This window comes from Streptomyces smaragdinus, assembly GCF_009604385.1.
GTDB classification, from domain to species: Bacteria; Actinomycetota; Actinomycetes; order Streptomycetales; family Streptomycetaceae; genus Streptomyces; species Streptomyces smaragdinus.
Genome location: NZ_WEGJ01000006.1, coordinates 79,793 through 105,044, shown reverse-complemented (window position 1 = coordinate 105,044; position 25,252 = coordinate 79,793). Strand labels below are relative to the sequence as shown.

Genomic DNA, 25,252 nt, shown 5'->3' with positions numbered 1-25,252 from the left:
TCGTACTTTTCCTGGAGTGATCGTGACTGTCGTGGAGCTTTCCAGCACTGCCCGGAAAGAGCTTGACGAACGCGTGGAGTCGGAGATCGACAAAGCGGAGCTGCGCCGGGCGGACAACCCGTTCTTCGGCACCGCCCGCAGCGTGGAGACGGTGACCCCGCAGGCCGGTCTCGCCGTCGCGCAGTGGTGGCGGACGATGACCAAGAGCTTCATGTTCACCACTCTCGCGGGCCTCGGCGTCACCGCCCGCGCCCTCGCCGCCCGGGACGCGGCGCCCTCCCGCGATCTGCTCAGCGCCTTCCAGACCGTGTACCGGGTGATCGGCGACGACCTGGACAACGCGGCCCCCGAGTTCCGCGAGGTGGCGCCCACCGGTCCGGCCGGCATCCACTACGTGTGGTGGGAGGACACCATCCTCGGCCCGCTGCTGGAGCACGTCGACGCCGAAGGGCAGCAGGCCGCGCAGGTCATCCCGCCGGCCATCGGCGAGCTGCTGGACAACATGGACCGGCTGGCCGTCGAGCCGCTGGGCGCGGCGGTGCAGCTGCGGGTCGTGGAGACCATCGCGCTGGACATCGCGGTGGGCTTCCGCCGGATGTACGGCAAGGTGCTGGCGGACGGGGAGAAGGTCTTCTCCGAGAACGAGCAGTTCGCCTGGATCGACTCCCACATCAAGGCGGAGACCAGCCACGCCGCCCAGGTCAGCGACGACGAGACCGGGATGACGACGCTGGTGGCGACCGAGGCGGAGGCGGCGGAGTTCGCGAACCTGGTCGCGGAGTACTCCCGGCACTGGTCCGCCGCGCTCACCTGCTTCGCGACGGCCCTGGACGCCTGAGCGCCCCGTGGAGATCCGGGACCTGTACGGTCTGGCGCTCGCGGTCGTCGGGCCGGACGAGCTGGCGGCCGAGCCGTGGACGCGGGCGCCGGAGCACATCGACGTGGTCCGGCTGCCCGAGCCCCCGGCCGGCGCGCTGCCGGCGGGGTTCGTCCGTAAACCCGCCTCGGTGACCTGGGCGGCCGAACTCGGCGCGGACGAGGAGTCGTTCCTGGCGCGGCTGGACCGCCGGGGCCGGCGCGACATCCGCAGGTCCCGGGAGCGGGCGCGCGACGCGGGCCTGCGCCAGGTGACCGAGGAGCCGGTGTCCGAGGCCACGCTCGACGCGTTCCTGGGGCTGTACGAGGAACGCGTCGGCGACATGCGGTTCGGCGTCCCCTTCGCCCTCGGGTACCGGGACGCCGTGCTGCACGGGCCGGAGAAGTTCTTCGGCGTCTTCGCGTGGGAGGGTGACGAGCTGGTCGGCGGCACCCTCGTGCTGGAGCGTCCCGGGGCCGACACGGCGGTGCTGCGCTTCTCGGCCGTCAGCGCGAAGTGGCGCAAGGCCAGCCTGGCCCGCGCCCTGTACACGGCCGCGATGGACGTCGCGCGGGCCAAGGGCTACCGGTGGGCGACGCTGGGGAACGAGCCGAACCTGCTCGGGCACCTCACCCGGCCGGGGCTGCTGGTCTTCAAGACGGACCTGGGGTTCGCGGCCGTGCCCGCGCAGGACTTCGCCGATCCGCAGCTCACCGACGAGGCGGACCTGATCCTCTCGCTGGCCGCGCTGGACGACCCGACGCTGATCCTCGGCTACGCGGACCAGGAGGACCCGGCGGACCGCCGCCTCGCGGGATACCTGATCCGCGAGGCGCCGGTGGACGCGGCCGTGTACACGGTGCCGTTCCTCACCGCGATGCACCAGCGGCGTCCCGGGGGTGCATCGCGGTGAGGAACCTAGCCGGCTGTGTGGGTCTCGACCCAGTCGAAGACCCCGCCCAGCACCTGCCGGTGCTGGTCGCGGCCCATCAGGTCGAGGAAACCGGGGACGGCGTTGACCTCGAGGACCAGATAGCCGTCCTCGTGCGGCAGGACGTCAAGCCCGGAGAGGGTCAGGCCCATCGCGCGGGTGGCGCGCACGGAGAGGTCGACGAGCTCGTCCGGCGCGTCGAACCGCTCGAAGCTCGACCCCTCCATGGTCTTGCAGCGCCAGGTGCCGGCGGCCGGCAGCTTCAGGATGTTCAGCGGCGTCGCGGTGCCCGCCACGGTGATGCGGTACTCGCCGCCCGCGGTCGGGTAGAACGGCTGGCAGACCACGGTGGCGTAGCGGGCCAGCAGGTCCTCGGCCACCGCCTGGTCCGCCTTGGGGTCGTCGATCCGCTCCACGTCCTGGGCGCGCAGCCCGAACGACGGCTTCAGGACGACGGGACCCCACTCCTCGTACGCGGCCTCGATCTCCGCCAGGGTGGTGACGGACCGGACCGGCGGTACGGGGATGCCGGCCGCGGCCAGCCGCTGGGCCATCAGGAACTTGCTGTAGCCCCGCACCCAGGCGTCCGCGGGGTCGAACATCCGCAGCCCGGGGACGCTGTCCAGCATCGTCAGCCGCTCGACCCGGTCCTGCCAGTCGTCGCCGTACAGCTTGGAGCGGTTGATGACCGCGTCGAAGGCTGACGCGGGCTCCCCGGCGACGTCGACCCCGACGCCGTCCGGGCCGAAGCGATAGGTGATTTCCTCGAGAGTGAAGAAACTCATCTCATGCCCGCGCTCGCGCCCGAATTCCACCAGGGCCGGGCCGTCGGGATCAATGCCGGAGTAGTCCCAGCCCAGCAAGCCAATCTTCACAACTGCCCCCAGGACGCGCATACATCCGCGCGGAGATCAAGAAATTTCAGGGGAAGTCTCGTCCGGGGCGTCGAGGCTGTCAAGTGTCCTGCGGACAGGGCGACTTGGGGAGAACTCGGTGATGATGGGGCGGTCTGTCGGATTTCGTGATGCGTTATCGGGGGCAGGGCCGAAAAACTGGTCCGGAATTGAGACTTCAGGCCTACCGTGGCCCGGACTTCATCATCTAGGCTCGGCAGCCGGATTCACTCTCGAAGGCGAGGGATGTTGTCGTGGGGATGTGGGAGACGCTGGTCCGGCCGGCGCCCGAAGCGGCCGGTCACTATCGCGCCGAAGGATGGTGGCGGGAGACGACTTTCCTCGACGACCTCGCCGCCGCCGCCCGCGACGCGGGGGACCGGCCGGCCGTCGTCGCGTACGAGGGCAAGGAGCTCGCCCGGACCCTCTCGTACGGCGAACTCCAGGTCCACGTGGAGCGGTTCGCCGCCGCGCTGGCCGAACTCGGCGTCGGCCGGGGCGACGTGGTGGCCCTCTATCTGCCGAACCGCTGGGTGCTCACCCCGCTCTACCTCGCCTGCCACCGTCTGGGCGCCGTCGCCTCGCCCGTCATCCCCGTGCTCGACGTCAGGGAGCTGGCGTTCGTGCTCGAGGAGAGCGGGGCGAAGGTCTGCGTGACCGTCGACCGCTTCGGCGACGCCGACTACGGCGCCCGGCTCCGGGACGCGGCCCCCGACTCCCTTGCCCACCGTGTGGTGATCGGTGACGCGGCCGCCACCGGCGCCGTCGACTTCGACGAGTTCTTCGTGAACACGCCCTGGGAGACGCGCCGCCCCGTCGACCCGGCGGACCGGCTCGGCCCCGACGACCCGTGCCTGCTGCTCTACACCTCCGGCACCACCGGCCGGATGAAGGGCGTCGCGCACACCCAGAACACCCTGCACGCGGCGGTCCTCGCGGTCAGCGCGCCGCACGGCCTCACCGGCGACGACGTCATCTCCATACCGAACTACACGACCCATATGGCCGGCCTCACCTACGCCTGCTACATGCCCGTGCTGCTCGGCGCCACCTGCGTCTTCCAGGACGCCAACCGCGACATGGAGCTGTTCCTCGACGCCATCGCCGAACACCGCATCACCTGGGCGTACGCCTCGCCCGTCTATCTCGTCGACATGCTCGCCGTCCAGGCCGAGAGCCCGCGCGACACCTCCAGCGTGGTGCAGATCGTCTCCGGCTCCGCGCCCATCCAGCCGCAGCTCATCGCGCGGATGCGCGAGGTCTTCGACATCCCGGTGCGGGCCCTGTGGGGCATGACCGAGAACGGCGCGGTCACCGTCACCCGACCCGACGACCCCGAGGGCTGGGCCGGCCACAGCGACGGCCGCTCGGAGCCGGCGATGGAGATACGCGTCGACGCCAAGCCCGGCGACGTGGGCCGGCTGCTGGTCCGCGGCGCCTCGCAGTGCCTGGGCTACGTCGGCCAGAAGGACGTCTATCTGGCCTGTCTGGACGACGACGGCTGGTTCGACACCGGCGACCTGGCCCGCGACGACGGCCGCGGCGGCATCCGGATCACCGGCCGGCGCGGCGACCAGATCAACCGGGCCAGCGGCCAGAAGATCTCCACCCTCGAGGTCGAGTCCGTCCTCACCCGCCATCCCGGCATCAAGGACGTGGCGCTGATCGGCTACCCCGACGCCGCCGTCCCCGGCGCGGAGCTGGTGTGCGCCGTCGTCGTACCGGAGGGCGAGCCGATCACCCTCGCGGCGATGCGGGAGTTCCTCGCGGGGGAGCGGATGGCCGAGGTGCTGTGGCCCGACCGGGTCCAGTTCGTCTGGGACCTGCCCCGCAACTCCCTGGGCAAGGTGTTGCGGCAGCCGCTGCGCGAGCGTCTCGAGAACGAATACGCCGCGCGCCGGTGAGCACGCTGGGCCGGTCCGGCGTCGATCTGCGCAAGAGCCCCGGCAGCGACCGCCGGCGGACGGTCGCCCTTGCCGTCATCTCCGGGGCCCAGCTGATGTTCCTGCTGGACGCCACCATCGTGAACGTGGCGCTGCCCAGCATCCAGGAGTCGCTGCGGCTGGACGGCTCGCATCTGGAGTGGGTCGTCGCCTCGTACTCGATCGCCTTCGGCGGGCTGCTGATGCTGGGCGGACGGGCCGGTGACATCCTCGGCCGCCGGCGGCTGTTCACCGCCGGGGTGGGGCTGTTCACCGTCGCCTCGCTGCTGGGCGGCTTCGCCGGGGAGCCGTGGCTGCTCACCGGGTGCCGCATCCTGCAGGGGGTGGGGGCCGCCGCCGCGTCGCCGGCCGCGCTGGCGCTCATCGCGGTGACGTTCCCCGAGGGGCCGGAGCGCAACCGGGCCGTCGGCTGGTACACGGCGACGGCCACCGCGGGCGGCGGCGTGGGCATTCTGGCGGGCGGGCTGATCGCCGCGTATCTGTCCTGGCGGTGGGTGTTCTTCGTGAACGTCCCGATCGGGCTGGCGGTCGTCCTGCTCACCCGGCAGGTGATCCCCGAGGCGCCCCGAAGACGCGGCGCGTTCGACGTCACCGGCGCGCTGACCGGGACCCTGGCCGCGCTGCTCCTGGTGTACGGGCTGATCGACGGCGCGCAGGGCGGCGGCAACTGGTCCTCCTGGCGGGTGATCGCCGCGCTCGGCGCCGCGGCCGTGCTGATACCGGTGTTCGCGGTGGTCGAGCGGCGCGGGCGGCAGCCCCTCGTACCGCTGCGGCTGTTCGCCGACCGCACCCGCGTCGGGGTGTACGCGGTGCTGGCGCTCACCAGCACGGCCATGTTCGGCATCTTCTTCTTCCTCACCCTCTTCCTCCAGCAGGTCTGGCACTACGACGCCCTCGACACCGCCGTCGTCTACATCCCGCTGACCTGTCTGCTGGTCCTGGGCGCCAAGGCCAGCTCCTCGCTGTACGCCCGGTTCGGCGCCCGTACCCTCGTCTCCGGCGGACTGCTGAGCGCGGCGGCCGGGATGCTGTGGCTCTCGCGCATCGGGGACTCCGGCGGCTACGCGAGCGGGATGCTCGTACCGACCGTCCTCACCTACGCCGGACTCGGCGTCGTCAGCGTGCCGCTGACGATCTCCGCCCTCGCGGAGGTCGCCGACGAGGACTCCGGCGCCGCCTCCGGGCTGTTCAGCATGGCGCGTCAGATCGGCGGCGCCACCGGGCTCGCCGTCCTCGGCACGGTCGTCTGGTCGTCCGTCGCCGACGCCGCGCCCGGCACCCCCGCCGGCGAGGCGCTGTCCACCGGCGCGTCCCGCGGCTTCGTGGTCGCCGCCGCGATCACCGCCCTCGCGCTGCTGGTGGCGCTCGCCACGGTGCCGGGGAAGGAACGGGCGGGGGCATGAGCGACTTCCTGGTCGTCGGGGGCGGCATCGCGGGGGCGGCGGCCGGGTACTTCCTCGCCCCGTACGGCCGTGTCACGCTGCTGGAGGCCGAGCGGACACCGGGGATCCACGCCACCGGGCGCTCCGCGGCGGTGTTCTCCGAGTACTACGGCAACGACCGGGTCCGTTCCCTGACCCGCGACTCCCGCGCCTTCTACGAGGACCCCCCGCCCGGCTTCACCGACACCCCGCTGCTCACCGCGCGCGGCGTGCTCGCCCTCGAAACCCCCGGCACCGCCGACGACTTCGACGCCGCCCTGAAGTCCGGCGCCGACGCCCCCCGGCCCGCCGTCGAGCTGACCCCCGCCGAGGCCCTCCGCCTGTGCCCCGCGCTGCGCCCCGACGCCTTCCGCCGCGTCCTGCACCGCCCCGGCACCCGCGACATCGACGTCGATGCCACCCACCGCGGCTTCCTGCGCGCACTGCGCGCCGCGGGCAACGCCGTCGTCACCGGCGCCCGGGTCCGTGCCCTGGCCCGCCGGCGCGGGCTCTGGCACGCGGACACCCCGGCCGGGGAGTTCGCCGCGCCGATCGTGGTGAACGCCGCCGGGGCCTGGGCCGACCGCGTCGCCGCCCTGGCCGGCGCCCGCCCCGCCGGCCTGACGCCCCGGCGCCGTACCGCCGCGATCGCCGCCCTCCCGCCCGGGACCGCCGCGGCCGGCTGGCCCCTGGTCTGCGACGTCGCGGACACCTTCTACGCCAAGCCGGAGTCCGGCGGCCTGCTGCTCTCCCCGGTGGACGCCGACCCCGCCGACCCCGGGGACGTACGGCCCGACGACCTCGGCGTGGCCCTCGCCCTCGAACGCGTGAACGCCGTAACGATCCTGCGGCTGCGGCACATCAGCCACGCCTGGGCCGGGCTGCGCACCGCGACCCCCGACGACACCCCCGTCGTGGGCCCCGACCCGGACCTGCCCGGGTTCGCCTGGCTGGCCGGACTCGGCGGCTACGGCATCCAGACCGCTCCTGCCGCCGGAGCGCTGCTCGCGGCGCTCGTCGCCCCCGGAGCACCTCCACCCACCACCCCGGGCGCCACCCCTGCCCGGGGCCGCGTACTGCCTCTGAAGTGACCGAGACCCCGTCCCTCACCAGCAGAGAGTCCTACATATGTCGGAAGTGATCTGGCAGTTCGCCGGCGGTGCCGTCGATCACGGCCCGTACCGGCCGGTGGCCGCTCTCATCGAGGACCAGACCGACCGCACCCCCGATCGCCCGGCCGTCGTGCACCGGTCGGCGACGGAGACGGTGCTCACGTACGCGCAGTTCGACGCCCTGGCCAACGGGCTCGCCGCCCGGCTGACGGCCGCCGGGGTGGGCCCCGGCGACATGGTGCCCGTGGTGATGGGCAACAGCGAGGAACTGCCGGTGTGCATGGTGGCGCTGATGAAGCTCGGCGCCGTGTTCACCCTCTGCGACCCCGCCTGGCCCGAGGAACGCATGCGCGCCGTCCTGGAGGTGCTGGACCCGGGGCTGGTGCTGACGTCGGGCAGCGCCGTACCCACCGACCTGCCCGTGCACACCGTGTCGGTACGCGACATCACCCCCAGCACCGACCGCCCCGGCCTGCTCCCCGGCCCCGACCGGCCCGTCTACGGCGTCTTCACCTCCGGCACCACCGGCACCCCCAAATGCGCCGTCAACCTGCACGGCGGGCTCACCAACCGGTTCCGCTTCATGTCCCGCTACTTCGGGGCCGACGGCTCCGAGGTCGTCCTGCAGAACAGCCGGCACACCTTCGACTCCGCCATCTGGCAGCTGCTGTGGCCGCTGACCACCGGCGGCCGCACGGTCATCCCCGAGCCCGGCGAATTCCTCGACCTGGAACGGACCGTCGAGACCATCGACCGCCACCGGGTGACCGTCACCGACTTCGTCCCCGCGATCCTCGGCATGCTCGTCACCCTCCTCGAGGCCGTCCCCGGGTCCGTCGCCAAGGTCGCCTCGCTGCGGCATCTGGTGGTCGGCGGCGAGGAGATCATCCCGCACGCCGTGCACCGGCTGCGGGCGCTGGTCCCGGGCCTGGAGATCTCCAACGGGTACGGCCCCTCGGAGACGTCGATCGGGATGGTCTTCCACCGCATCGACGGCACCGAGGGCGACCGCATCCCCCTCGGCCGGCCCATCGACAACTGCTACGCCGTCGTCACCGACGACGACCTGCGCCCCCTCCCGCCCGGCTCCGACGGCGAGATCCTGGTCGGCGGCGCCTGCGTCGGCGCCGGCTACCTCGGCGACCCCCGGCTCACCGGGGAGGTGTTCGTCCCCAACCCCTTTCCCGCGATCCCCGGCGAACGCCTCTACCGCACCGGCGACCTCGGCCACTACGACGCGGACGGCCTGCTGCGCTTCATCGGCCGCCGCGACCGGCAGACCAAGGTCGACGGCGTACGCATCGAACTCGCCGAGATCGAGACCACCGCCGAAGGCTGCCCCGGCGTCGTCCAGGCCAAGGCGCTGACCGTACGCCGCGCCGGGCGCAACCAGCTCGTCGTCGCCGCCGCGGCCGAGAGCACCACCCCGGCGGCGCTGCGGGCCCATCTGGCCGCCCGGCTGCCCCGGGTCCAGGTGCCGCGGCACTGCTTCGTGCTGCAGTCCCTGCCGCTCACCGACACCGGCAAGGTCGACCTCGGCGCGCTGCGCGGACTCGTCGAGGAGAAGCTCGAGTCCGAGACCAGACCCGCCCCGCTCCCGGGCGACGCCCTCGACGAGCGCATCGCGCGGATCCTGTGCGAGGTGCTCGGCCTGCCCCACTTCGCCCCCGGCGACGACTTCCTCGCCCGGGGCGGCGACTCGCTGTCCGCGCTGGGCGCCGCGATCCGCCTGCGCGACGAACTCGGCGTCCGCCTCGGCATCTCCGACCTGTACCGCCACCGCACCCCCGCCGCCCTGGCCGCCGCCCTCGCCGGCGACGCCCCGGGCACCGGCGACGGCACGGACACCGCGGCGCTGATGGAACGCGACGCCGCCCTGGACCCCGCGCTGGCCGGCCTCGCCCGCACGGCGGCCGGCCGCACACCCGCCGCGCCCCCGGAGACGGTGCTGGTCACCGGCGGCGCGGGCTTCGTCGGCGCGCGGACCGTGCACCGGCTCCTCACCGCGACGGGGGCCCGCGTGGTGTGTCTCGTACGGGGCCGCGACGACGCCCACGCCCGGGACCGCGTGGTGGGCACCCTGCGCGCCCAGGGGCTGTGGGACGAGGCCCACGCCGCACGGCTCGAGGTGTACAGCGGCGACCTCGGCGAACCGCGGTTCGGCTGGCCGCGGGAGACCTGGGACCGGCTGACCGCCGAATGCGACGCCGTCCTGAACATCGCCGCCGTCGTCAACTTCCTCCTCGACTACCGCGCCCACCGCCCCGCCAACGTCGGCGGCACCGCCCAGGTGCTCCGCTTCACCCTCACCGGCCGCCCCAAGGCCCTCCACCACGTCTCCACCCTCGGCGTCCTCGACCACCACGCCGCCCGCGCCGGCCGCCCCCTGGACGAGGACTTCGACCCCGCCGGCGCACCGGCCCCCACCAGCGGCTACAGCCGCTCCAAATGGGTCGCCGAGCGCATGCTCCTCGAGGCCCGCCGCCTCGGCGCCCCCGTCACCCTCCACCGGCTGGGCGAGGTGATGCCCGCCGCCGACACCGGCGTCCCCAACCACCGGGCCCTCACCCACCTCCTGCTCACCGCCTTCCACCGGCTGGGCCTGCGCCCCGACGTACCCATGTACTCCGACTACACCCCCGTCGACTTCACCGCCGAACGGCTGGTCTGCGCCCTCATGGAGCCGTCCGCCGCCCCCGTCCACCACGTCTTCCGCCCCGGCAGCGTCGACTTCACCACCCTCGCTCCCGCCGGCGCGGACACCGTCGCGCCCGCCGCGTTCATGGCCGCCCTCGGCGCGGAGGCCGAACGCGAACAGGACTCCGCCGCCGCCGTCCTGCACGCCCTGCTCACGGCCCTGCCCGTCACCGGCGCCGACGGCCTGCCCGAGTTCGGCCGGCTGCTCGCCGACAACCCCGCCCTGTTCACCCGGCACTGTGCCGCCGCGCTCGAGGCGCGGCACGGCCTGACCGAACGGCCGCTGCCGGCGGCGATCGCCGCGTACCACCGCACGCTCGGCGCCTGAGCGGCGAGTACTTCGGAACGAGAGGAAAACCGTGCAGTACCGAACGATGGGCCGGCTCGGCTGGCAGGTCAGCGAGATCGGCTACGGAATGTGGGGCATCGGCGGCGGACCCGGCGGATTCACCGGCTGGGACTACGACGTGGCCCCGGACTGTCTGGACCTCGCCGTCGACGAGGGCTGCACCTTCTTCGACACCGCCTGGGTCTACGGCCGCGGCGTCAGCGAACAGCTGCTGGGCTCGCTGCTCGAGCGGCACCAGGGCCGGCGCCTGTACACCGCCACCAAGGTCCCGCCGCTCAACCGCGAATGGCCCCCGCGCCCCGGGGACACCCTCGACGACGTGTTCCCCGCCCACCACATCCGCGACTACGTCCACCGCAGCCTGGAGAACCTCGGCACCGACCGCATCGACCTCCTCCAGTTCCACGTCTGGGAGGACCGCTGGAGCGGCGAGGAGAGCTGGCAGCAGGTCGTCGCCGGCCTGAAGGCCGAGGGTGTGATCGAGGGCTTCGGCCTCAGCGTCAACCGCTGGGAGCCCGCCAACTGTCTGCGCGCCCTGGACACCGGGCTCGTCGATGTCGTCCAGGTCATCTACAACATCTTCGACCAGGCCCCCGAGGACGAACTCTTCGAACGCGCCCTGCGCGACGACATCGGCATCATCGCCCGCGTCCCCTTCGACGAGGGCGGCCTCACCGGCACCCTCACCCGCGACACCGTCTTCCCCGAGGAGGACTGGCGCGCCGTCTACTTCGGTCCGGAGAACCTCGGCGCCACGGTGGACCGCGCGGACGCCCTGAAGAAGGCCCTCCCCGAGGGCACCACCCTCCCCGAGCTGGCCCTGCGCTTCATCCTCCACCACCCCGCCGTCAGCACCGTCATCCCCGGCATGCGCAGGCCCCAGCACGTCCGCGCCAACCTCGGCGTCTCCGGCCGCCCGCCCCTGGACCCCGCCCTCCTGACGGAACTGCGCGGCCACCGCTGGGACCGCCGGCCGACGGGGTGGTCGATGTGAGCGTCATCGCCCTGTGGGCCCACCCCCGGGCCGTGTCCACCGCGTTCCTGCGGATGATGGCCGAACGCGGTGACGTCACCGTCGTCCACGAGCCCCTGGTGCTCCTCACCGACCACGGCCAGGTCGTGCTCCCCGCCCGCGACGGGTCCGCCGCGACCGTCCGTACGACCGGCGAACTCCTCGCCCATCTGACGGAACTCGGCGCCGACCGCCCGGTGTTCTTCAAGGACACCCTCGAATACCACTACCAGTACCTCTTCGACCACCCCGAGGCCGTCGCCGGCTTCCGGCACACCTTCATCGTCCGCGACCCGGCCCGTACCATCGCCTCCCACCACGCGATCAAGCCCGAGCTGGTCTGCCAGGAGATCGGCTACGAGCACCAGTACGCCCTCTTCGACCTGGCCCGCCGCACCACCGGCGAGACCCCCGTGGTCATCAGCGCCGAGCGGCTGCTCGCGGACCCCGCCGCCGTGGTCGAGGCCTACTGTGCCGCCGTCGGCCTGCCGTATCTCCCGGAGGCCCTCACCTGGGAGCCCGGGGAGCGCGCCGACTGGGAGCAGAACCGGCGCTGGCACCTCGACGCCATCGCCAGCGCCGGCTTCCGGCTGCCGGAGAAGGAGTACGAGGTCACCGTCGAGAACGACGAGCGGCTGCGCGGCTTCTACGACCACCACTTCCCGTACTACGAACGGCTCCTCGAACACGCCCTCTGACCTCGCGCACCCCCAGGAGTTCCGCATGACCGAGACACCCGGCGAGCTGTTCGCCCGCGCCTTCCTCGCCGACCCCGCACACGCCCGGGCCGACTTCGGCTTCACCCTCAGCGATGCCTTCCAGCCCACCGACGACCGGCCGCGGCTGACCGTACGCAACCTCTTCCGCAAGCAGCGCGCCGATTCCGGCACCGTCCGCTCCTGGTTCGAGAACCGGCCCGGCGCCGGCGAGACGGCGGCCGAACGGCGGCTGCGCGAGGCCGCCTTCCGGTTCTCCGTGGCCGAGTACGGGGTGCGGCCGATCACCGGCTGGGTGCAGATACCCGACGACCTCGCCAAGGAGCCCGAGGCCCTGGCGTCCTTCGTCGACCGCCGGCTGATGGTGCGCCTGGGCACCGCGGAGAACCTGGCGCTCACCCGGGATCTGCTGGACCACCCCGATGTGGCGCCGCTGCCGTACGCGGGCTCGTACACGGCCGGTGTCCTCGCCGCGTACGAGGAGATCGAGCAGACCGGCGGCACCGGGCACGCGATGATCGTCAACCCGGCGGACTACTACGGCGAGCTGGTCGGCGCCGGTTCCGTGCTGCAGGACCTGGCCCGGGAGAAGGTCATGATCTGCCGCAACCGGCATGTCGCCCCCAGGCACGCGGTGGTCGGCGACTTCGCGATGGCCGCCCGGCTGCTGGAGTCCGGCCACTCGGTGATCAAGGTCGCCGAACCGCCGGAGGGCACCTTCGACCTGCCGGGCACGGCGGTCTGCGCGGAGGTCTACGAGGGCGTCGCGGTGCAGCTGCCCACCCACTTCTTCCACGTCATGCCGGCATGACGACCGCGACATCCGCGGCCCGCGACACGTATGCGCTGTCGCATCTGGACGTCCTGGAGTCCGAGGCGGTGCACATCGTGCGGGAGGTGGCGGGGGAGTTCGAGCGGCCGGTGATCCTCTTCTCCGGCGGCAAGGACTCCGCCGTGATGCTGCATCTGGCGCTGAAGGCGTTCGCGCCGGCGCCGCCGCCGTTCGCGCTGCTGCACGTGGACACCGGGCACAACTTCCCTGAGGTGCTGGAGTACCGCGACCGGACGGTGGCGCGGCACGGGCTGCGGCTGTACGTGGCGTCGGTGCAGGAGTACATCGACGGCGGGCTGCTGCGGGAGCGGGCGGACGGGACGCGCAATCCGCTGCAGACGGTGCCGCTGACGGACACCATCCGCCTCGAGCGGTTCGACGCGGTGCTGGGCGGGGGGCGGCGGGACGAGGAGAAGGCGCGGGCGAAGGAGCGGGTGTTCTCGCTGCGGGACGAGTTCTCCGCCTGGGACCCGCGCCGTCAGCGGCCCGAGCTGTGGCAGCTGTACAACGGGCGGCACGCGCCGGGCGAGCACGTCCGCGTGTTCCCGCTGTCGAACTGGACGGAGCTGGACGTGTGGCAGTACATCGCCCGGGAGGGGATCGAGCTCCCGGCGATCTACTACGCGCACGAGCGCGAGGTGTTCCGGCGCTCGGGGATGTGGCTGGCCCCCGGGGAGTGGGGCGGGCCGCGCGAGGAGGAGGCCGTGGAGCGGCGGCTGGTGCGCTACCGCACGGTGGGTGACATGTCCTGCACGGGGGCCGTGGACTCCGGGGCCACGACCGTGGCGGAGGTCATCGCCGAGATCGCCGCCTCCCGGCTCACCGAGCGGGGGGCGACGCGGGCCGACGACAAGCTGTCGGAGGCCGCCATGGAGGACCGTAAGCGCGAGGGGTACTTCTGATGACGTCGACCACCTCGCTGCTGCGGTTCGCCACCGCCGGCTCCGTCGACGACGGCAAGTCGACGCTGGTGGGGCGGCTGCTGCACGACTCCAAGTCGGTCCTGGCCGACCAGCTGGAGGCCGTGTCGCTGGCCTCCCGGAGCCGCGGGCGGGAAGGGCCCGATCTGGCGCTGCTGACCGACGGGCTGCGGGCCGAGCGGGAGCAGGGGATCACCATCGATGTCGCGTACCGCTACTTCGCGACGCCCCGCCGCCGGTTCATCCTCGCCGACACCCCCGGTCACGTGCAGTACACCCGGAACATGGTCACCGGCGCGTCCACGGCCGAGCTGGCGATCATCCTGGTCGACGCCCGCGCCGGCGTCGTCGAGCAGACCCGCCGGCACGCCGCCGTCGCCGCCCTGCTGCGGGTCCCGCACGTCGTCCTCGCCGTCAACAAGATGGACCTCGTCGGTCACGCCGAGGCCGTCTTCGCCCGTACGGCCGAGGAGTTCACCGCGTACGCCACCCGGCTCGGGGTCCCCGAGGTCACCGCGATCCCGGTCTCCGCGCTGCACGGCGACAACGTCGTGGAGCCGTCGCGGCACATGGACTGGTACGGCGGCCCCACCGTCCTGGAACACCTCGAGACCGTGCCCGTCGCCTCGGACCCCTCCGCCGACCCGGCCCGCCTCCCCGTCCAGTACGTGATCCGCCCGCAGACCCCCGAGCACCCCGACTACCGGGGCTACGCCGGCCGGATCGCCTCCGGAGTGCTGCGCGTCGGCGACCCGGTGACCGTCCTGCCCTCCGGCCTGACCTCCACGATCACCGGCATCGACGTCCTCGGGCGGTCCGTGGCCGAGGCCTGGGCGCCCCAGTCGGTGACCGTCCTCCTGGCGGACGCCCTCGACATCTCCCGCGGCGACCTGATCACCCCCACGGCGACCGCCCCCGCGACCACCCGGGAGATCACGGCCACCGTCTGCCACCTGCACGAACGCCCCCTCACACCGGGCGCCCGGGTCCTGCTCAAGCACACCACCCGCACCGTCAAGGCCGTCGTACGGGACATCCCCTCCCGGCTGACCCTGGAGGACCTCTCCCACCACGCGTCGCCCGGCATGCTCACCACCAACGACATCGGCCGGGTCCTCGTCCGCACCGCGGAGCCCCTACCGGTCGACGCCTACGCCGACGGCCGGCACACGGGATCCTTCCTGCTGCTGGACCCGTCCGACGGGAGCACGCTCACGGCGGGGATGGCGGAGCGCTGACTTAAGGCCTGGTCCGAGTTCCCTGTCGTCCGCGTTCCGCGCGGGCGACAGGCCCTAAGCCTGCAGGGACCGGATGCCGTGGTGGACGAGCAGATGCCCCCACAGCTCCTGCTCGACGCCGCCGGGCCAGCGTGACCTGAGCACCGGCGGCGTGTCCCGCTCCGCCCGCAGGGTGCCGACGGCCGCGAAGGAGGCGCCGAGCTCCCAGCGCCGGCGGTAGAGGGCGCGCAGCCGGGACGGGGGGTGCAGTTCGTGGTCCAGCAGGGTGGTGATCAGGCGGTGGGGCGGATCGTCGATCACGCGGACTTCTGCGGGGGGACGCCCTTCGAGTGTGCCCAAGCCGCTGCCGTCCGGGAGGACCACGTGCACCGGGAGCGCGGTCCGGGGGCCGGCTCGCCACAGGACGTCCGCCCCGGCAGCGCGCAGGGCGGGGAGGGTGCCGGGGCCGGTCAGGGTGTGGTCGGTGAGCAGGAGGTCGCCTCGGGTGAGGGGGGCGATCAGGCCGCGGGTGAGGGGGTGTCCGGGGTCGGGTGTCCGTGGTCCGGGGGCGGCGGTGACGATGGTGCGGCTGCCGCATTCCGCCAGGGCCACGAGGCGGGCGGTGGGTTGCGCCGTGCCGTCGGCCGGGGGGCCGTAACGGGCGCGGTTCTGCGGGGTGTCCGGGACGGCGACCGTTATCGCGTCGGCCGTGAGCACCCGCCGGCGCTGGTAACGGGCACACCGGTCACCACCTTCGGATGACCTGGCGAACAACAGTGCCAGGGGCTCCGGCCCGAGCCGCATGCGGGCCCGGGCGACGGCCGCGGTCGTGGGCACGCGTGACGGGGCGCGGTGGGGACCGGCCATCCAGTCCGACGTCTCGGCCAGCGAACGGGCCACCTGTGCGTAGCTGCGATGTGCGAACAGGCATATGGCCAGCACGAAATACACCACGGTCCGGGCGGGCAGCAGGCGAATGCGCTGCTCGGTGCGACCGCATTCCGCGATCGCCCGGTCCACCATTTCCGGTGGAAATTCATTCATCAACAACGCCAGGGCGATCTTTTCGGACAAACGGTCGTCGACCGTTGTTTTGAATTGCCCCGGCCGTGGCATCGGAGCGCCTTTCGCCCGACGGAAAATCCCTCGCCTAAGTCAGCAGTATGAATCGCCGCCGACTTGCCCGGCGTGAAGCAACGCCAAACGATGAAAGCAAGCCGACACGACGAAACCATCCGTCCGTTGGTGTACATGCGTCACCTGCTTGACACGCGGTCTCCGTGTGTCTGCGAAGAAAGGGATGGTGATGACAGACCGTGCGTTGCTCGTCGGCATCGACGAGTATCCGGATCCGGTGAACAACCTGAACAGCTGTGTGGCCGATACCGGGGCGTTCTCCCAACTGCTCGCGAACATCGGCTTCGACACTTCCGGAATCCGAATGCTGCACAACGCCGACGCGACCCTCGCGGCGACCCGCGAGGGACTGGACTGGCTGGTGGAAGGCGCCGCGGAAGGAGACCGTCTGGTCTTCTTCCAGTCCTCCCACGGCTACCGCTATCTGAAGGGGGACGTCATGACGGAGGTGCTGTGCTCGTACGACGAGTTCCTGGAGGACACGGAACTCGTCGACCGCACGGCGATCGTCCCGGACGGCGTCCTCACCGTGGTGCTCGACTCCTGCCACTCGGGAGGCATGGAGAAGTCCTTCTTCGTCAAGGGACTTCAGGAGACCGTACGCACCAAAGTGTTCACACCCCCGCGCGACGAATTGCTGGCGCGGGCCAAATCCGTCTCGTTCGCCCGCGCGTTGAAGCCGTTCGGCCGCACCACGCTGCGTAATGAGGCGTCCCTCACCAACAATATGGCCCACGTTCCGCACAAGGTGCCCAAGAGCAAGGGCGCCGTCACCGGGACCCCCGAGCTGAACGCCGTACTGCTGACCGCCTGTCAGGCGGACCAGACCGCGGCGGCGGGCAGCGACGCCACCACCGGGCTCTCGGCGTTCACCTACGCCCTGACCACGGAATGGGATCCGACCGTCTCGGTCTCCGCCCTGCGCGACAGGACCGTGGCACGGATCGAAAGCCTCAACATGAGCCAGACCCCGTGCGTCTTCGTCCCCACGGACCAGCCGAACCTCCTCTCCGAGACGCTCGTTTCCCGACAGCAGACGAAGAGCAAGGAAATGATCCGTCAGGTCGAGGAGATGCTCAAGGAGGTCGCCCACGCGGGCGGCGGCGACAGCGGCGGGGGAGCGGCAACCGGAAACACCACAACGGAGGTAAAGGAAATGACCACAGCACAACTCGACAAGGTCACCGCTGTCACGGAGGAACTCCTCTCGGGCGCCCAGGCGGCGGGAAAGGGGAAGGGCCTGGGGTTCGAGGACTGGACCATGGACCAGATCAGGGCTGACGCCCCCGCGCTGGCCAGCGTCCTGGCCCCCGCCGTGGTGACCGCCATGTCCGTGGCGGGCGGCGGAAAGAGCTACGCCGTGTCCGCGACCGTGTCCGACACGGACAACCTGCAGGACAAGAGCTTCTGGGACTCCGCGGCCCGGCTCGCGCGGGTCGTGGTGCCGGCCGTCCTCGACGAGCTCACCAAGAGCGGCGGCGGCCCCGGCAAGGCCATGTCCAAGCCCGCCGACCCGGCCGAGGCACAGCGCGCGATCGCCCGCGCGGTCCCGCCGGCCCGGGCCGCCGACCAGAAGTTCTTCGGACTCGTGGCCTCGCTGATCGCCACCGCGGCGCCGCTCGTCATCGACGCGATCACGAAGGACTACAAGCCGGGCGACCGTCCCACCGCGGGAAAGATCCAGGTGGACCTGCCGGCGGGCATGAGCCCCAGCGAGAAGAAGAGCTTCTGGGACGACGCCCTGGACGTGGTGGGCACGGCACTGCCGTACGTCATCTCGGCCATCGTCTGACCCCCCGGCGACACGGGGACGGCGGCACCCGAGTCCGACCGCCGTCCCCACCACCCGAAGGGAGCCCTCCTTGCCCACCCCCGACGACGAGGCGGTCTACCTCCGGGCGGCCGCGGACCTGGCCCGTATGACGACCCCGGACCTCTCGTCCTTCTCCGCGAACACGATCGACGTCGCCATGCTGAGGGTCTTCACCCCCACGGGCCCCGACCCGGACTGGCTCCACGAATTCCGGGGCCGCCTCAAACAGGCCAGCTCCAACGAGGTCCACCTGACCCCGGCCGCCCCCGACGAGTTCCCGGCCCCCCACGACAAGAGCCCGGCGGCCTCGTACCACCGCCTGGTCGACACATCGACGGACACCACGCTCTTCCTGGTGATGGGTCCGTTCAACCCCCCGTTCCGCCTCGCCCCCGAAGGCGGCTGACCACGGGAAACCGTCGGGCAGGCTCCCCTACTTGCCCGCCAGGCCCAGGTTCGCGCCGCCGCGCAGCTCCGGGAACGCTCCCGCGATGACCGCCGCCGGGGCCAGGCAGGAGTCGCGGACCTCGGGGTTCTCGGGGCCCGAGGCGCACTTGAGGCGGCGGTAGTCGGACACCGAGGTCTGGATCTTCGCCGCCACCGAGCGGAGGGTCGCGAAGCCCTCGTGGCCCTCCGTCTTCGTGAGGGCGAACGCCGCGTCCTCCGCCGTGGCCGCCGCCGTCGTCGCGCACTCCTGCGTGAACATCGTGGCCGAGCGGGTCGAACACGCCGAGCCCGTGCCGGAGCCGAACTCGCTCTCGTGGACGCCCAGACGCTTCTCCAGATCCGTCTTGACCTCCTCCGCGAGGAGCGCCTTCGGGGACCGCGCCTCGGCCTGGTCGACGGGCGGGGCGGCGGACAGGGACGGGTCGGGACCCGGCTCCCGGGAACCGCTGCACGCGGTGAGGAACACGAGCGCCGTGAGGGCGGCGCCTGTCAGCAAACCCAGCTGTTGCACGTTCACTTGTACCCAATCCCCACGTCGCACCTGAACGTGATCACTTTAGCCCTCGGCGGCGACGCGACGCATAGCCGCGTACCCCTCGGGGCGTCTACACAGGTGACACCGGTGCCGCACATCATCGACGGAGGGGGTGGGGCTGTGGATCCGGCGAGTGAGGACAGCTTCCGGGAGTTCGTGGAGGGCCGGTCCGCCGTACTGCTCAGACTGGCGCTGCTGCTCAGCGGCGGCGACACGGGGGCGGCCGAGGACCTGCTGCAGAACGCCCTGATCAAGGCCGCGGGGCGGTGGCAGCGGATCGAGGAGCCCGAGGCGTACGTACGGCAGGTGCTCTACCGCCAGCAGATCGGGCGGTGGCGGCTCAAGTGGCCCGGCCGGGAACAGAGCGTCGCCGAGCCGCCGGAAGGATCCGGCGGCGACCTCGCGAACGCCGTGGAGCTGCGCCTGGTCGTCGGACGGGCGCTGCGGCGGCTCACGACCCGGCAGCGGACCATGCTGGTGCTGCGCTATTACGAGGACCTGGCCGAGGCCGACGTCGCCGAACTGCTCGGCTGCTCGGTGGGCACCGTCCGCAGCACCACCCACCGCGCGCTCGGCAAGCTGCGCGCCATGGCCCCCGAACTCTCCGTCTTCGCACCGGGCGGCAGCCCGAAGAACCTCTCGGAGGTCGGACAGTGAACATCGAAGAGCTGCTGCGCGACTCGCTGCGCGGCATCGCCGAGGAGGCGGCCCCCGCCCCGTCGCCGGGCCTCGCCGACCGGGCCCTGCGGACCCGGACCCGCCGCCGCATCCACCGCTACGCGGGGGTCGTCGCGGTGGTCGCGGCGGTCGTGGCGATCGCTGTGGCCGGACCGCTGCTCGAGCCCGGACCGGAGGCGACGCCGACGGGTGTGTCGCAGGCGGACATTCCGCACGTGGACATTCCGCAGACGGACGTCATCGCACGGCCGGACCAGTCGCCGCCGCGTGAGTTGATCGCCGCGGGGGACATCGCGATGTCGGCGTACCGGGAGGAGCACTCCGAGACGCACGGGAAGGACGGCAAGGTCTCCACCCCGATCTGGCACCTGTACAACCCGGGTGCGGGGCGGTACGAGAAGACCGACTGGGGCTGGATCGACGTCGCTCCGGGCATGCAGATGGCGGCGGTCCTGGAACGGGACTTCCCGGTGAAGCGCATCGGCATCCTCAGTCTCGCCACCATGCGGGTGGTCCAGTGGATCCCGGTGAACAGGGGAGTGGGGTCGGTGGAGTTCGCCGAGGACGGGCGCCGGCTGCTGGCCACGGCGTACGCCCGGAACCCGGACCACTACGGTTCCGACGAGGAGCCGGCGTCGGCGCGTACCGGTTTCTACGTCATCGACCTGGCCTCGGGCGAGAGCGAGTACGCCGCCCGCGTCTCGGCAACCGGGAGCGGACTCTTCGGCGTGACCGCCGGACGGGACGACCTGAGTTTCAGCGACGCCGACCCCGATCTGGTCCGCGGCTGGGGGTACACGGACGAGGGATCGACCTTCGAGTACTTCGACCTCGAGGGCAACGAGGCAGAACGACCGTCGGCCGAGCGGTTCCTGATCTATCCGGACGATGCCGGCCTGTCGCCCGACGGAAGGCTCGTTACCGGGGGGATGACGCGCAACTCCCCGCCCATGTCGGCGGTCCTGTTCAACCGGTCCGGCGCGACGGCCGGCGAAGTCCACGCCCAGCAACTGCTCGCCTGGGCCGACGACAAGCGTCTGATCGCCTGGGACTGCGACCCCGAGTGCGACGCCGGCGGTGAGTACAGCAATCACCTCGTCCTGGTCGGCATCGGCAGTAACAAGGTCCAGACCCTGTCCGGCTTCCGGGGCAGCAACCCCGACGCCGACGGCCGCTGGATCCCGGTGTTCACCTCACGGCGCTGACCTGCGCGAGGTGAACAGCGGGGCAACCCCCGGACGCACCGCCATCCGGCCGGGGGTTCGGGGGTTGCCCCCCGAGAAATTCAGTACCTCACGGCGCTGACCGACGCGAGGCGAACAGCGGGACAACTCCCGGACGCACCGCCCTCAGGCCGGGGCCCGGGGGCGCCCCCGGAGAAAACTCAGTACCCCACGGCGCTGACCCACGGCGCCACCCGCCGCAGCCCCTCCACCAGCGCCGGATCCGCCGCGAGCAACGGGGGGCGGACGGGTCCGGACGGAAGGCCCTGCTCGGTGAGCAGGGCCTTCGCCGTGACCGTGCCCGGGACGCCCGCGTTCATCACCGCGTCGATCAGCGGCGTGAGCGCCAGATGACGCCGCGCCGCCTCCGCGACCGCGCCCGTCTCGTACGCGTCGAGCAGCGCGACGACCTCACGCGGGGCCACGTTCGCCACCGTGCTGATGAAGCCCGCCGCGCCGATCGCCCGCAGCGCGAGGATCTGCTCGTCGCAGCCCGCGTAGTACGCGAGGTCCGTCGCCGCCAGCACCCGGGAGGCCTTCAGCAGGTCGTACGAGCAGTCCTTGACGCCCGCGATCCGCGGATGCGCCGCGAGGGACACCAGCGACTCGTACGACAGCTCGCTGCCCGTCCGCCCGGGGATGTCGTACAGCAGCACCGGCAGCCCCGTCGCGTCGGCGACCGTCCGGAAGTGGTGCCGGATCGCCTCCTCCCCGGGGCGGGAGTAGTACGGCGCCACCACCAGCAGCCCGTCCGCCCCCGCCGCCTCCGCCGCCCGCGCCAGCTCCACGGTGTGCCGGGTGTCGCTGGTGCCCACCCCGGCGATCAGCGAGGCACGGTCCCCGACGGCCTCCGCCACGGCCCTGACCAGCGCGGACTTCTCGGCGTCCGAGGTGGTGGGCGACTCGCCGGTGGTGCCCGAGAGCACCAGGGCGTCCAGCCCGCCCCCGTCGACCAGCTCGGCGGCGAGCCGCTGGGCGCCGGCGAGGTCGAGCGCGCCGTCGGCGGTGAACGGGGTGATCATGGCGGCGGCCCGGCGGCCGAGGGTGTCGGTGCTCATGGGCGTAGAGTCTGGAACCCCCGGTCGTACAGGTCCACTTAGTATTGCTCCGCGGACCGTTAAGCCCTGCTACGGCGTACGGCCGATGCGCGGGGAACACCGGATGAACCTTCGCCCCTCCCCTTGGCAGAGAGGGTGGCCCGGGGGCAACTCGGGCAACGAGTCCCCTCCGATGGCCTAGGCTTGAACACCGCCCGATTCGTCCCAGCCCCGCCGGAGCCTCGATGACGTCCACCGACCGTCCCATGATGCCGCCGGTGCGGCTGCCCGCCGAGGCCGAGCTCGCCCGGGCCGCCCTCGCCGCACCGCTGTTCGCGCACGCCGCGGCGCTCGCCCGCTGGGCCGAGGCCGGCACCCGCGTCGGCGCGGGCGGCGAGCTGTACGGCGAGGCGCTGGCCGGCGCCGTGGAGCGGCTGGGGCTCACGGGGGAGGAGGCCGTCGAACAGGCGGCCGAGGCCTGGGGCATCGCCGTCGACGCCGGGCTCGTCGAGATCGAGGAGAGCGGCGAGGAGGCCATGGACGACGACGACCCCGCCGACGGCGTGGTCACCGGCGGCGGAGCGGTCGGTCTGCTCACCCAGGGCTCCCCGGGCGAGGTGCTGGACCTGTGGTCCGCCGCCTGCGAGGCGGTGCTCGCCGACGCCGCCCTGCCCGACATGAGCGAACTCGCGGACCAGCTCGCCGAGGGCGGCGAACTCGACATGGACGAGTTCGAGTGGGACCTCGAGGGCGAGGCGGACGTCCTCGACGGCGCCCTGACGAACCTCTATCTGCTCACCGCCCTGGAGAGCGGCGGCGACCCCGTGCCGCTGCCGGCGCTCGCCGCCTCGCTGGTCGTACCGGAGGAGATGGACGAGCCGACGGACGAGGTGCTCGGCGAGGTCTCCGACGTGATGATGCGGCTCGACGAGCAGTTCCGGCTGCTGGAGCCCATCGGGCTGGTCGACTACCAGCCGGTGGACGAGTCCCTGGTGGACGAGGAGGGGCCCCTGGAGGACGAGGGGACGGACGACGAGGACATCTCCCGCTACGGGCTCGTCCGGCTCACCCCCCTCGGGATGTACGCGATGCGCGAGCGGATGCTCGACGACGGCGTCCACGCCCCCCTCGTGGGTGAACTCGCCGACAAGGGCGCCGACGTACTCCTCGACGCCCTCCCGCGCTACACGGACGCCGCCGCGCAGGCCGAGGCCGAGGCGTGGCTGACGGGGACGGCCCCGGTGGACGCGGCGCGCGAGCTGCTCGCGGCGGCGCGCGGCGACGATCCGCGTGCCCCCGTACGCCGTCTCACCTGCCAGCAGATCCTGTCCCTCGCCGGCCCGGACGCCGAACCGGCGCTGCGGGACGTGCTGGACGACCGGGAGCTGGGCGGGCTGGCGCGGGTGTGGCTGGCGGAGCACGGGGCGGCCGATGTCCCGCAGCCCGACGAGCAGATGGTGCTGTGGCTGACGGTCGACACCATCGCCGCCCAGCTGGGCAGGCCCGACCTGGTGGAGCTCGCGGACCTGGTGGAGGGCCTGGTCGCCCAGCACACCGGGTTCTTCGACCGCGCCTGGCGGATCGACCACCCGGCGGTCGGCGACGTACTGGAGGCGATGGGCAGGCTGCACCCGGACCGGGCGGTGGCGAAGCAGGCCCGCAAGGCGGCGTTCAAGGCCCGCTCGCGGTCCTGACCGACCTCGGGTTGCGTGACCCCGCGCCGGGGTGCGGGAGATGCCGGACAAGGCGCTCGACATCCGCAGCGCCGAGTCCCAGGAGTTCTTCCGCGGCATGCCGGACGCGCTCGCCGCGTCCCGCCCGGCGAGCGCGACGCCGGCGTTGCAGCAGCCGTGAAGCGGGGCCGCCGCCCCCGGGGAGCCGGCCGGTCGCTCCCCGATGTCGTGCCGTGTTCAGCCGCTGTTCCACGGGGCGCGGAGGTCCGTTACCGCCCCGTGCCGAGTCTGAGGGGGACGACGACCTGATGGAGAGATGATGTCCTTCTCGCGCAGAGACTTCGTGCAGCGTTCCGCCACGGCCGGTGCGGCGATCGCCGTCGCCGGCGGCACCGGCATCCTCGCGTCCGCCCCCGGCGCCCTGGCCGGCGAGGCGGCCGCCCCCGGCCACGCGAAGGGCCACGCCGCGCCGGGCTACGGCCCGCTGCTCCCCGACCCGGACGGGATCCTGGCGCTGCCCGCCGGGTTCTCGTACCGCGTGCTCACCCACGCCGGCGTGACCCGGCTGGAGTCCGGCGAGGCCACCCCGGGCTCGCACGACGGCATGGCCTCCTTCGAGGGCCCGCGCGGTTCCGTACTGCTGGTCTACAACCACGAGATCGGTGACACCCAGGCCGACGCCGACCTCCCGGTGCCGCTGGCCGAGGACCTGGTGTACGACCCGGCCGCGGCCGGCGGCTGCACCGTGCTGCAGGTCTCCAGGGGCGGCGAGCCGGTCGGCGAGTGGGTCGGCATCGCCGGTACGGCCGACAACTGCGCCGGCGGCCACACCCCCTGGGGCACCTGGCTGACCTGCGAGGAGACCGACGTCAAGGCCGGTCAGGAGGGCATGACCAAGGACCACGGCTACGTCTTCGAGGTCGACCCCCACGACGCGCGCGCCAACCGTCACCCCAAGCCCGTCAAGGCCCTCGGCCGGTACGCCCACGAGTCCGCCGTCGTCGACCCCAAGCGCGGCCACGTCTTCCTGACGGAGGACGACGACCAGCCCAACGGACTCCTCTACCGCTGGACCCCGCCGCACGGCTTCGAGCACGGCCGCGGGCGGCTGCGCACCCTCGCCGACGACGCGGGCGCGCTGCAGGCGGCGCGCTGCGTGGACTCCGGCGGCCGGTACGTCGACGACCTCTCCCGGGCCACGGAGATCGGCACGGTGTACGGCGTGGACTGGGTGGACGTGCCCGACCGCGACGCCCGTGAGGTGCCCGTGCGCAAGCAGTTCGGCGAGGGCGAGGTCACCCGGGCGCGCAAGCTGGAGGGGCAGTGGTGGGGTGACGGCGGCGTGTACATCGTGTCGTCGTACGCCCGGGACGAGAGCCCCGAGCAGCACGACGGGTCCATCTGGTTCTACAGCCCGTCCCGCCGCACCCTCACCCTCAAGGTGCGGCTCGGCGTGAACCCCGACCCGTGGCAGGACGGTCCGCTGGACGGCCCGGACAACATCACCGTCTCGCCGTACGGCGGGCTGATCCTGGCCGAGGACGGGGAGGGCGTCAGCCACCTCTTCGCCGCGACCGGCGACGGGCGGACGTACGCGATCGCCCGCAACGAGCTGAACATCGGCACCGAAGAGGAGCCGGAGTACAGCGAGTTCACCGGCGTGACCTTCTCGCCCGACGGCGACACGCTGTACGCCAGCATCCAGGACCCGGGGCTGCTGCTCGCGATCACCGGCCCCTGGCGGCGCGACGCCGGCCGCTGAGGCCGGAGTTGGACGGCGCTCCGCGGGAGGTCCTGACCACCCTCCCGC

General features: G+C 72.6%; 22 protein-coding genes. 18 read left to right on the top strand and 4 right to left on the bottom strand.

Going from position 1 to position 25,252, the window contains the following annotated elements; genetic code table 11:
• Positions 1-16 precede the first annotated feature (16 nt).
• Both SRB5_RS12470 and SRB5_RS12465 read left to right on the top strand, forming a co-directional pair.
• Positions 17-838, top strand: a complete 822-nt coding sequence (locus SRB5_RS12470; RefSeq protein ID WP_323377807.1) for a DUF6202 family protein — start codon at positions 17-19, stop codon at positions 836-838.
• Between the two features lie 7 nt (positions 839-845).
• The gene (locus tag SRB5_RS12465; RefSeq protein WP_153451865.1) at positions 846-1,769 is read left to right on the top strand and encodes a GNAT family N-acetyltransferase; all 924 of its coding nucleotides are present in this window, start codon (positions 846-848) and stop codon (positions 1,767-1,769) included.
• Positions 1,770-1,774: 5 nt separating this feature from the next.
• Here SRB5_RS12465 and SRB5_RS37480 read toward each other — a convergent pair whose 3' ends face one another.
• On the bottom strand, positions 1,775-2,662 hold the full coding sequence (locus tag SRB5_RS37480) for an ATP-grasp domain-containing protein (protein WP_194292907.1): 888 nt from the start codon (positions 2,660-2,662) through the stop codon (positions 1,775-1,777).
• Between the two features lie 278 nt (positions 2,663-2,940).
• Between SRB5_RS37480 and SRB5_RS12455 the strand changes: the two genes are divergently transcribed.
• The 9 genes from SRB5_RS12455 to SRB5_RS12415 are packed head-to-tail and all read left to right on the top strand — an operon-like array spanning position 2,941 to position 14,920.
• Entirely contained in the window at positions 2,941-4,584 is a 1,644-nt protein-coding gene (locus SRB5_RS12455) for an AMP-binding protein (RefSeq protein WP_228390003.1), read from the top strand.
• Positions 4,581-6,026, top strand: a complete 1,446-nt coding sequence (locus SRB5_RS12450) for an MFS transporter (RefSeq protein WP_153451861.1) — start codon at positions 4,581-4,583, stop codon at positions 6,024-6,026. Before SRB5_RS12455 ends, SRB5_RS12450 begins: the two co-directional genes overlap by 4 nt.
• Positions 6,023-7,135, top strand: coding sequence for an NAD(P)/FAD-dependent oxidoreductase (locus tag SRB5_RS12445; RefSeq protein WP_153451859.1), 1,113 nt, complete (start codon positions 6,023-6,025; stop codon positions 7,133-7,135). The genes SRB5_RS12450 and SRB5_RS12445 overlap by 4 nt, the downstream gene beginning before the upstream one ends.
• Positions 7,136-7,172: 37 nt before the next feature.
• The gene (locus SRB5_RS12440) at positions 7,173-10,181 is read left to right on the top strand and encodes a non-ribosomal peptide synthetase (protein ID WP_153451857.1); all 3,009 of its coding nucleotides are present in this window, start codon (positions 7,173-7,175) and stop codon (positions 10,179-10,181) included.
• Between the two features lie 31 nt (positions 10,182-10,212).
• Positions 10,213-11,196, top strand: a complete 984-nt coding sequence (locus SRB5_RS12435; RefSeq protein WP_323377806.1) for an aldo/keto reductase — start codon at positions 10,213-10,215, stop codon at positions 11,194-11,196.
• Positions 11,193-11,912 (top strand): sulfotransferase-like domain-containing protein, encoded by a 720-nt coding sequence (locus tag SRB5_RS12430; RefSeq protein WP_153451855.1) that lies wholly within the window; start codon positions 11,193-11,195, stop codon positions 11,910-11,912. The genes SRB5_RS12435 and SRB5_RS12430 overlap by 4 nt, the downstream gene beginning before the upstream one ends.
• A gap of 25 nt (positions 11,913-11,937) precedes the next feature.
• Positions 11,938-12,741 carry a family 3 encapsulin nanocompartment shell protein gene (locus tag SRB5_RS12425; protein ID WP_153451854.1) on the top strand — a complete coding sequence of 268 codons (804 nt, stop codon included), beginning with the start codon at positions 11,938-11,940 and terminating at the stop codon, positions 12,739-12,741.
• Positions 12,738-13,664, top strand: a complete 927-nt coding sequence (cysD, locus tag SRB5_RS12420; RefSeq protein ID WP_153451852.1) for a sulfate adenylyltransferase subunit CysD — start codon at positions 12,738-12,740, stop codon at positions 13,662-13,664. Before SRB5_RS12425 ends, cysD begins: the two co-directional genes overlap by 4 nt.
• On the top strand, positions 13,664-14,920 hold the full coding sequence (locus SRB5_RS12415) for a sulfate adenylyltransferase subunit 1 (protein WP_153451851.1): 1,257 nt from the start codon (positions 13,664-13,666) through the stop codon (positions 14,918-14,920). The genes cysD and SRB5_RS12415 overlap by 1 nt, the downstream gene beginning before the upstream one ends.
• A gap of 54 nt (positions 14,921-14,974) precedes the next feature.
• On the opposite strand, the gene SRB5_RS12410 is transcribed toward SRB5_RS12415, so the two are convergent.
• On the bottom strand, positions 14,975-16,015 hold the full coding sequence (locus SRB5_RS12410; protein ID WP_153451849.1) for a transposase domain-containing protein: 1,041 nt from the start codon (positions 16,013-16,015) through the stop codon (positions 14,975-14,977).
• Positions 16,016-16,205: 190 nt separating this feature from the next.
• Between SRB5_RS12410 and SRB5_RS12405 the strand changes: the two genes are divergently transcribed.
• Together SRB5_RS12405 and SRB5_RS12400 are read left to right on the top strand one after the other, a co-directional pair.
• Entirely contained in the window at positions 16,206-17,828 is a 1,623-nt protein-coding gene (locus SRB5_RS12405; RefSeq protein WP_194292905.1) for a caspase family protein, read from the top strand.
• Between the two features lie 70 nt (positions 17,829-17,898).
• Positions 17,899-18,255 (top strand): hypothetical protein, encoded by a 357-nt coding sequence (locus tag SRB5_RS12400; protein ID WP_153451846.1) that lies wholly within the window; start codon positions 17,899-17,901, stop codon positions 18,253-18,255.
• A 27-nt stretch (positions 18,256-18,282) separates the two neighbouring features.
• Here SRB5_RS12400 and SRB5_RS12395 read toward each other — a convergent pair whose 3' ends face one another.
• Complete coding sequence (locus SRB5_RS12395; RefSeq protein WP_153451844.1) at positions 18,283-18,813, bottom strand: hypothetical protein; 531 nt, start codon at positions 18,811-18,813, stop codon at positions 18,283-18,285.
• Positions 18,814-18,951: 138 nt separating this feature from the next.
• Here SRB5_RS12395 and SRB5_RS12390 point away from each other — a divergent pair, with 138 nt between their 5' ends.
• Positions 18,952-19,488, top strand: a complete 537-nt coding sequence (locus SRB5_RS12390; protein ID WP_323377805.1) for a SigE family RNA polymerase sigma factor — start codon at positions 18,952-18,954, stop codon at positions 19,486-19,488.
• On the top strand, positions 19,485-20,714 hold the full coding sequence (locus SRB5_RS12385) for a hypothetical protein (protein ID WP_323377804.1): 1,230 nt from the start codon (positions 19,485-19,487) through the stop codon (positions 20,712-20,714). Before SRB5_RS12390 ends, SRB5_RS12385 begins: the two co-directional genes overlap by 4 nt.
• 179 nt (positions 20,715-20,893) lie before the next feature.
• On the opposite strand, the gene dapA is transcribed toward SRB5_RS12385, so the two are convergent.
• Positions 20,894-21,790, bottom strand: a complete 897-nt coding sequence (gene dapA, locus SRB5_RS12380; protein WP_153451843.1) for a 4-hydroxy-tetrahydrodipicolinate synthase — start codon at positions 21,788-21,790, stop codon at positions 20,894-20,896.
• A gap of 224 nt (positions 21,791-22,014) precedes the next feature.
• Here dapA and SRB5_RS12375 point away from each other — a divergent pair, with 224 nt between their 5' ends.
• From SRB5_RS12375 to SRB5_RS12370, 3 genes are all read left to right on the top strand, one after another.
• Positions 22,015-23,463: a hypothetical protein gene (locus SRB5_RS12375; protein WP_153451840.1), complete on the top strand. Its 1,449-nt coding sequence runs from the start codon at positions 22,015-22,017 to the stop codon at positions 23,461-23,463.
• Between the two features lie 31 nt (positions 23,464-23,494).
• Positions 23,495-23,623, top strand: a complete 129-nt coding sequence (locus tag SRB5_RS37085; protein ID WP_267132585.1) for a hypothetical protein — start codon at positions 23,495-23,497, stop codon at positions 23,621-23,623.
• A 138-nt stretch (positions 23,624-23,761) separates the two neighbouring features.
• A complete protein-coding gene (locus SRB5_RS12370) occupies positions 23,762-25,204 on the top strand; it encodes an alkaline phosphatase PhoX (RefSeq protein WP_153451839.1) in 1,443 nt (480 codons plus the stop codon).
• The last annotated feature ends 48 nt before the right edge of the window (positions 25,205-25,252 follow it).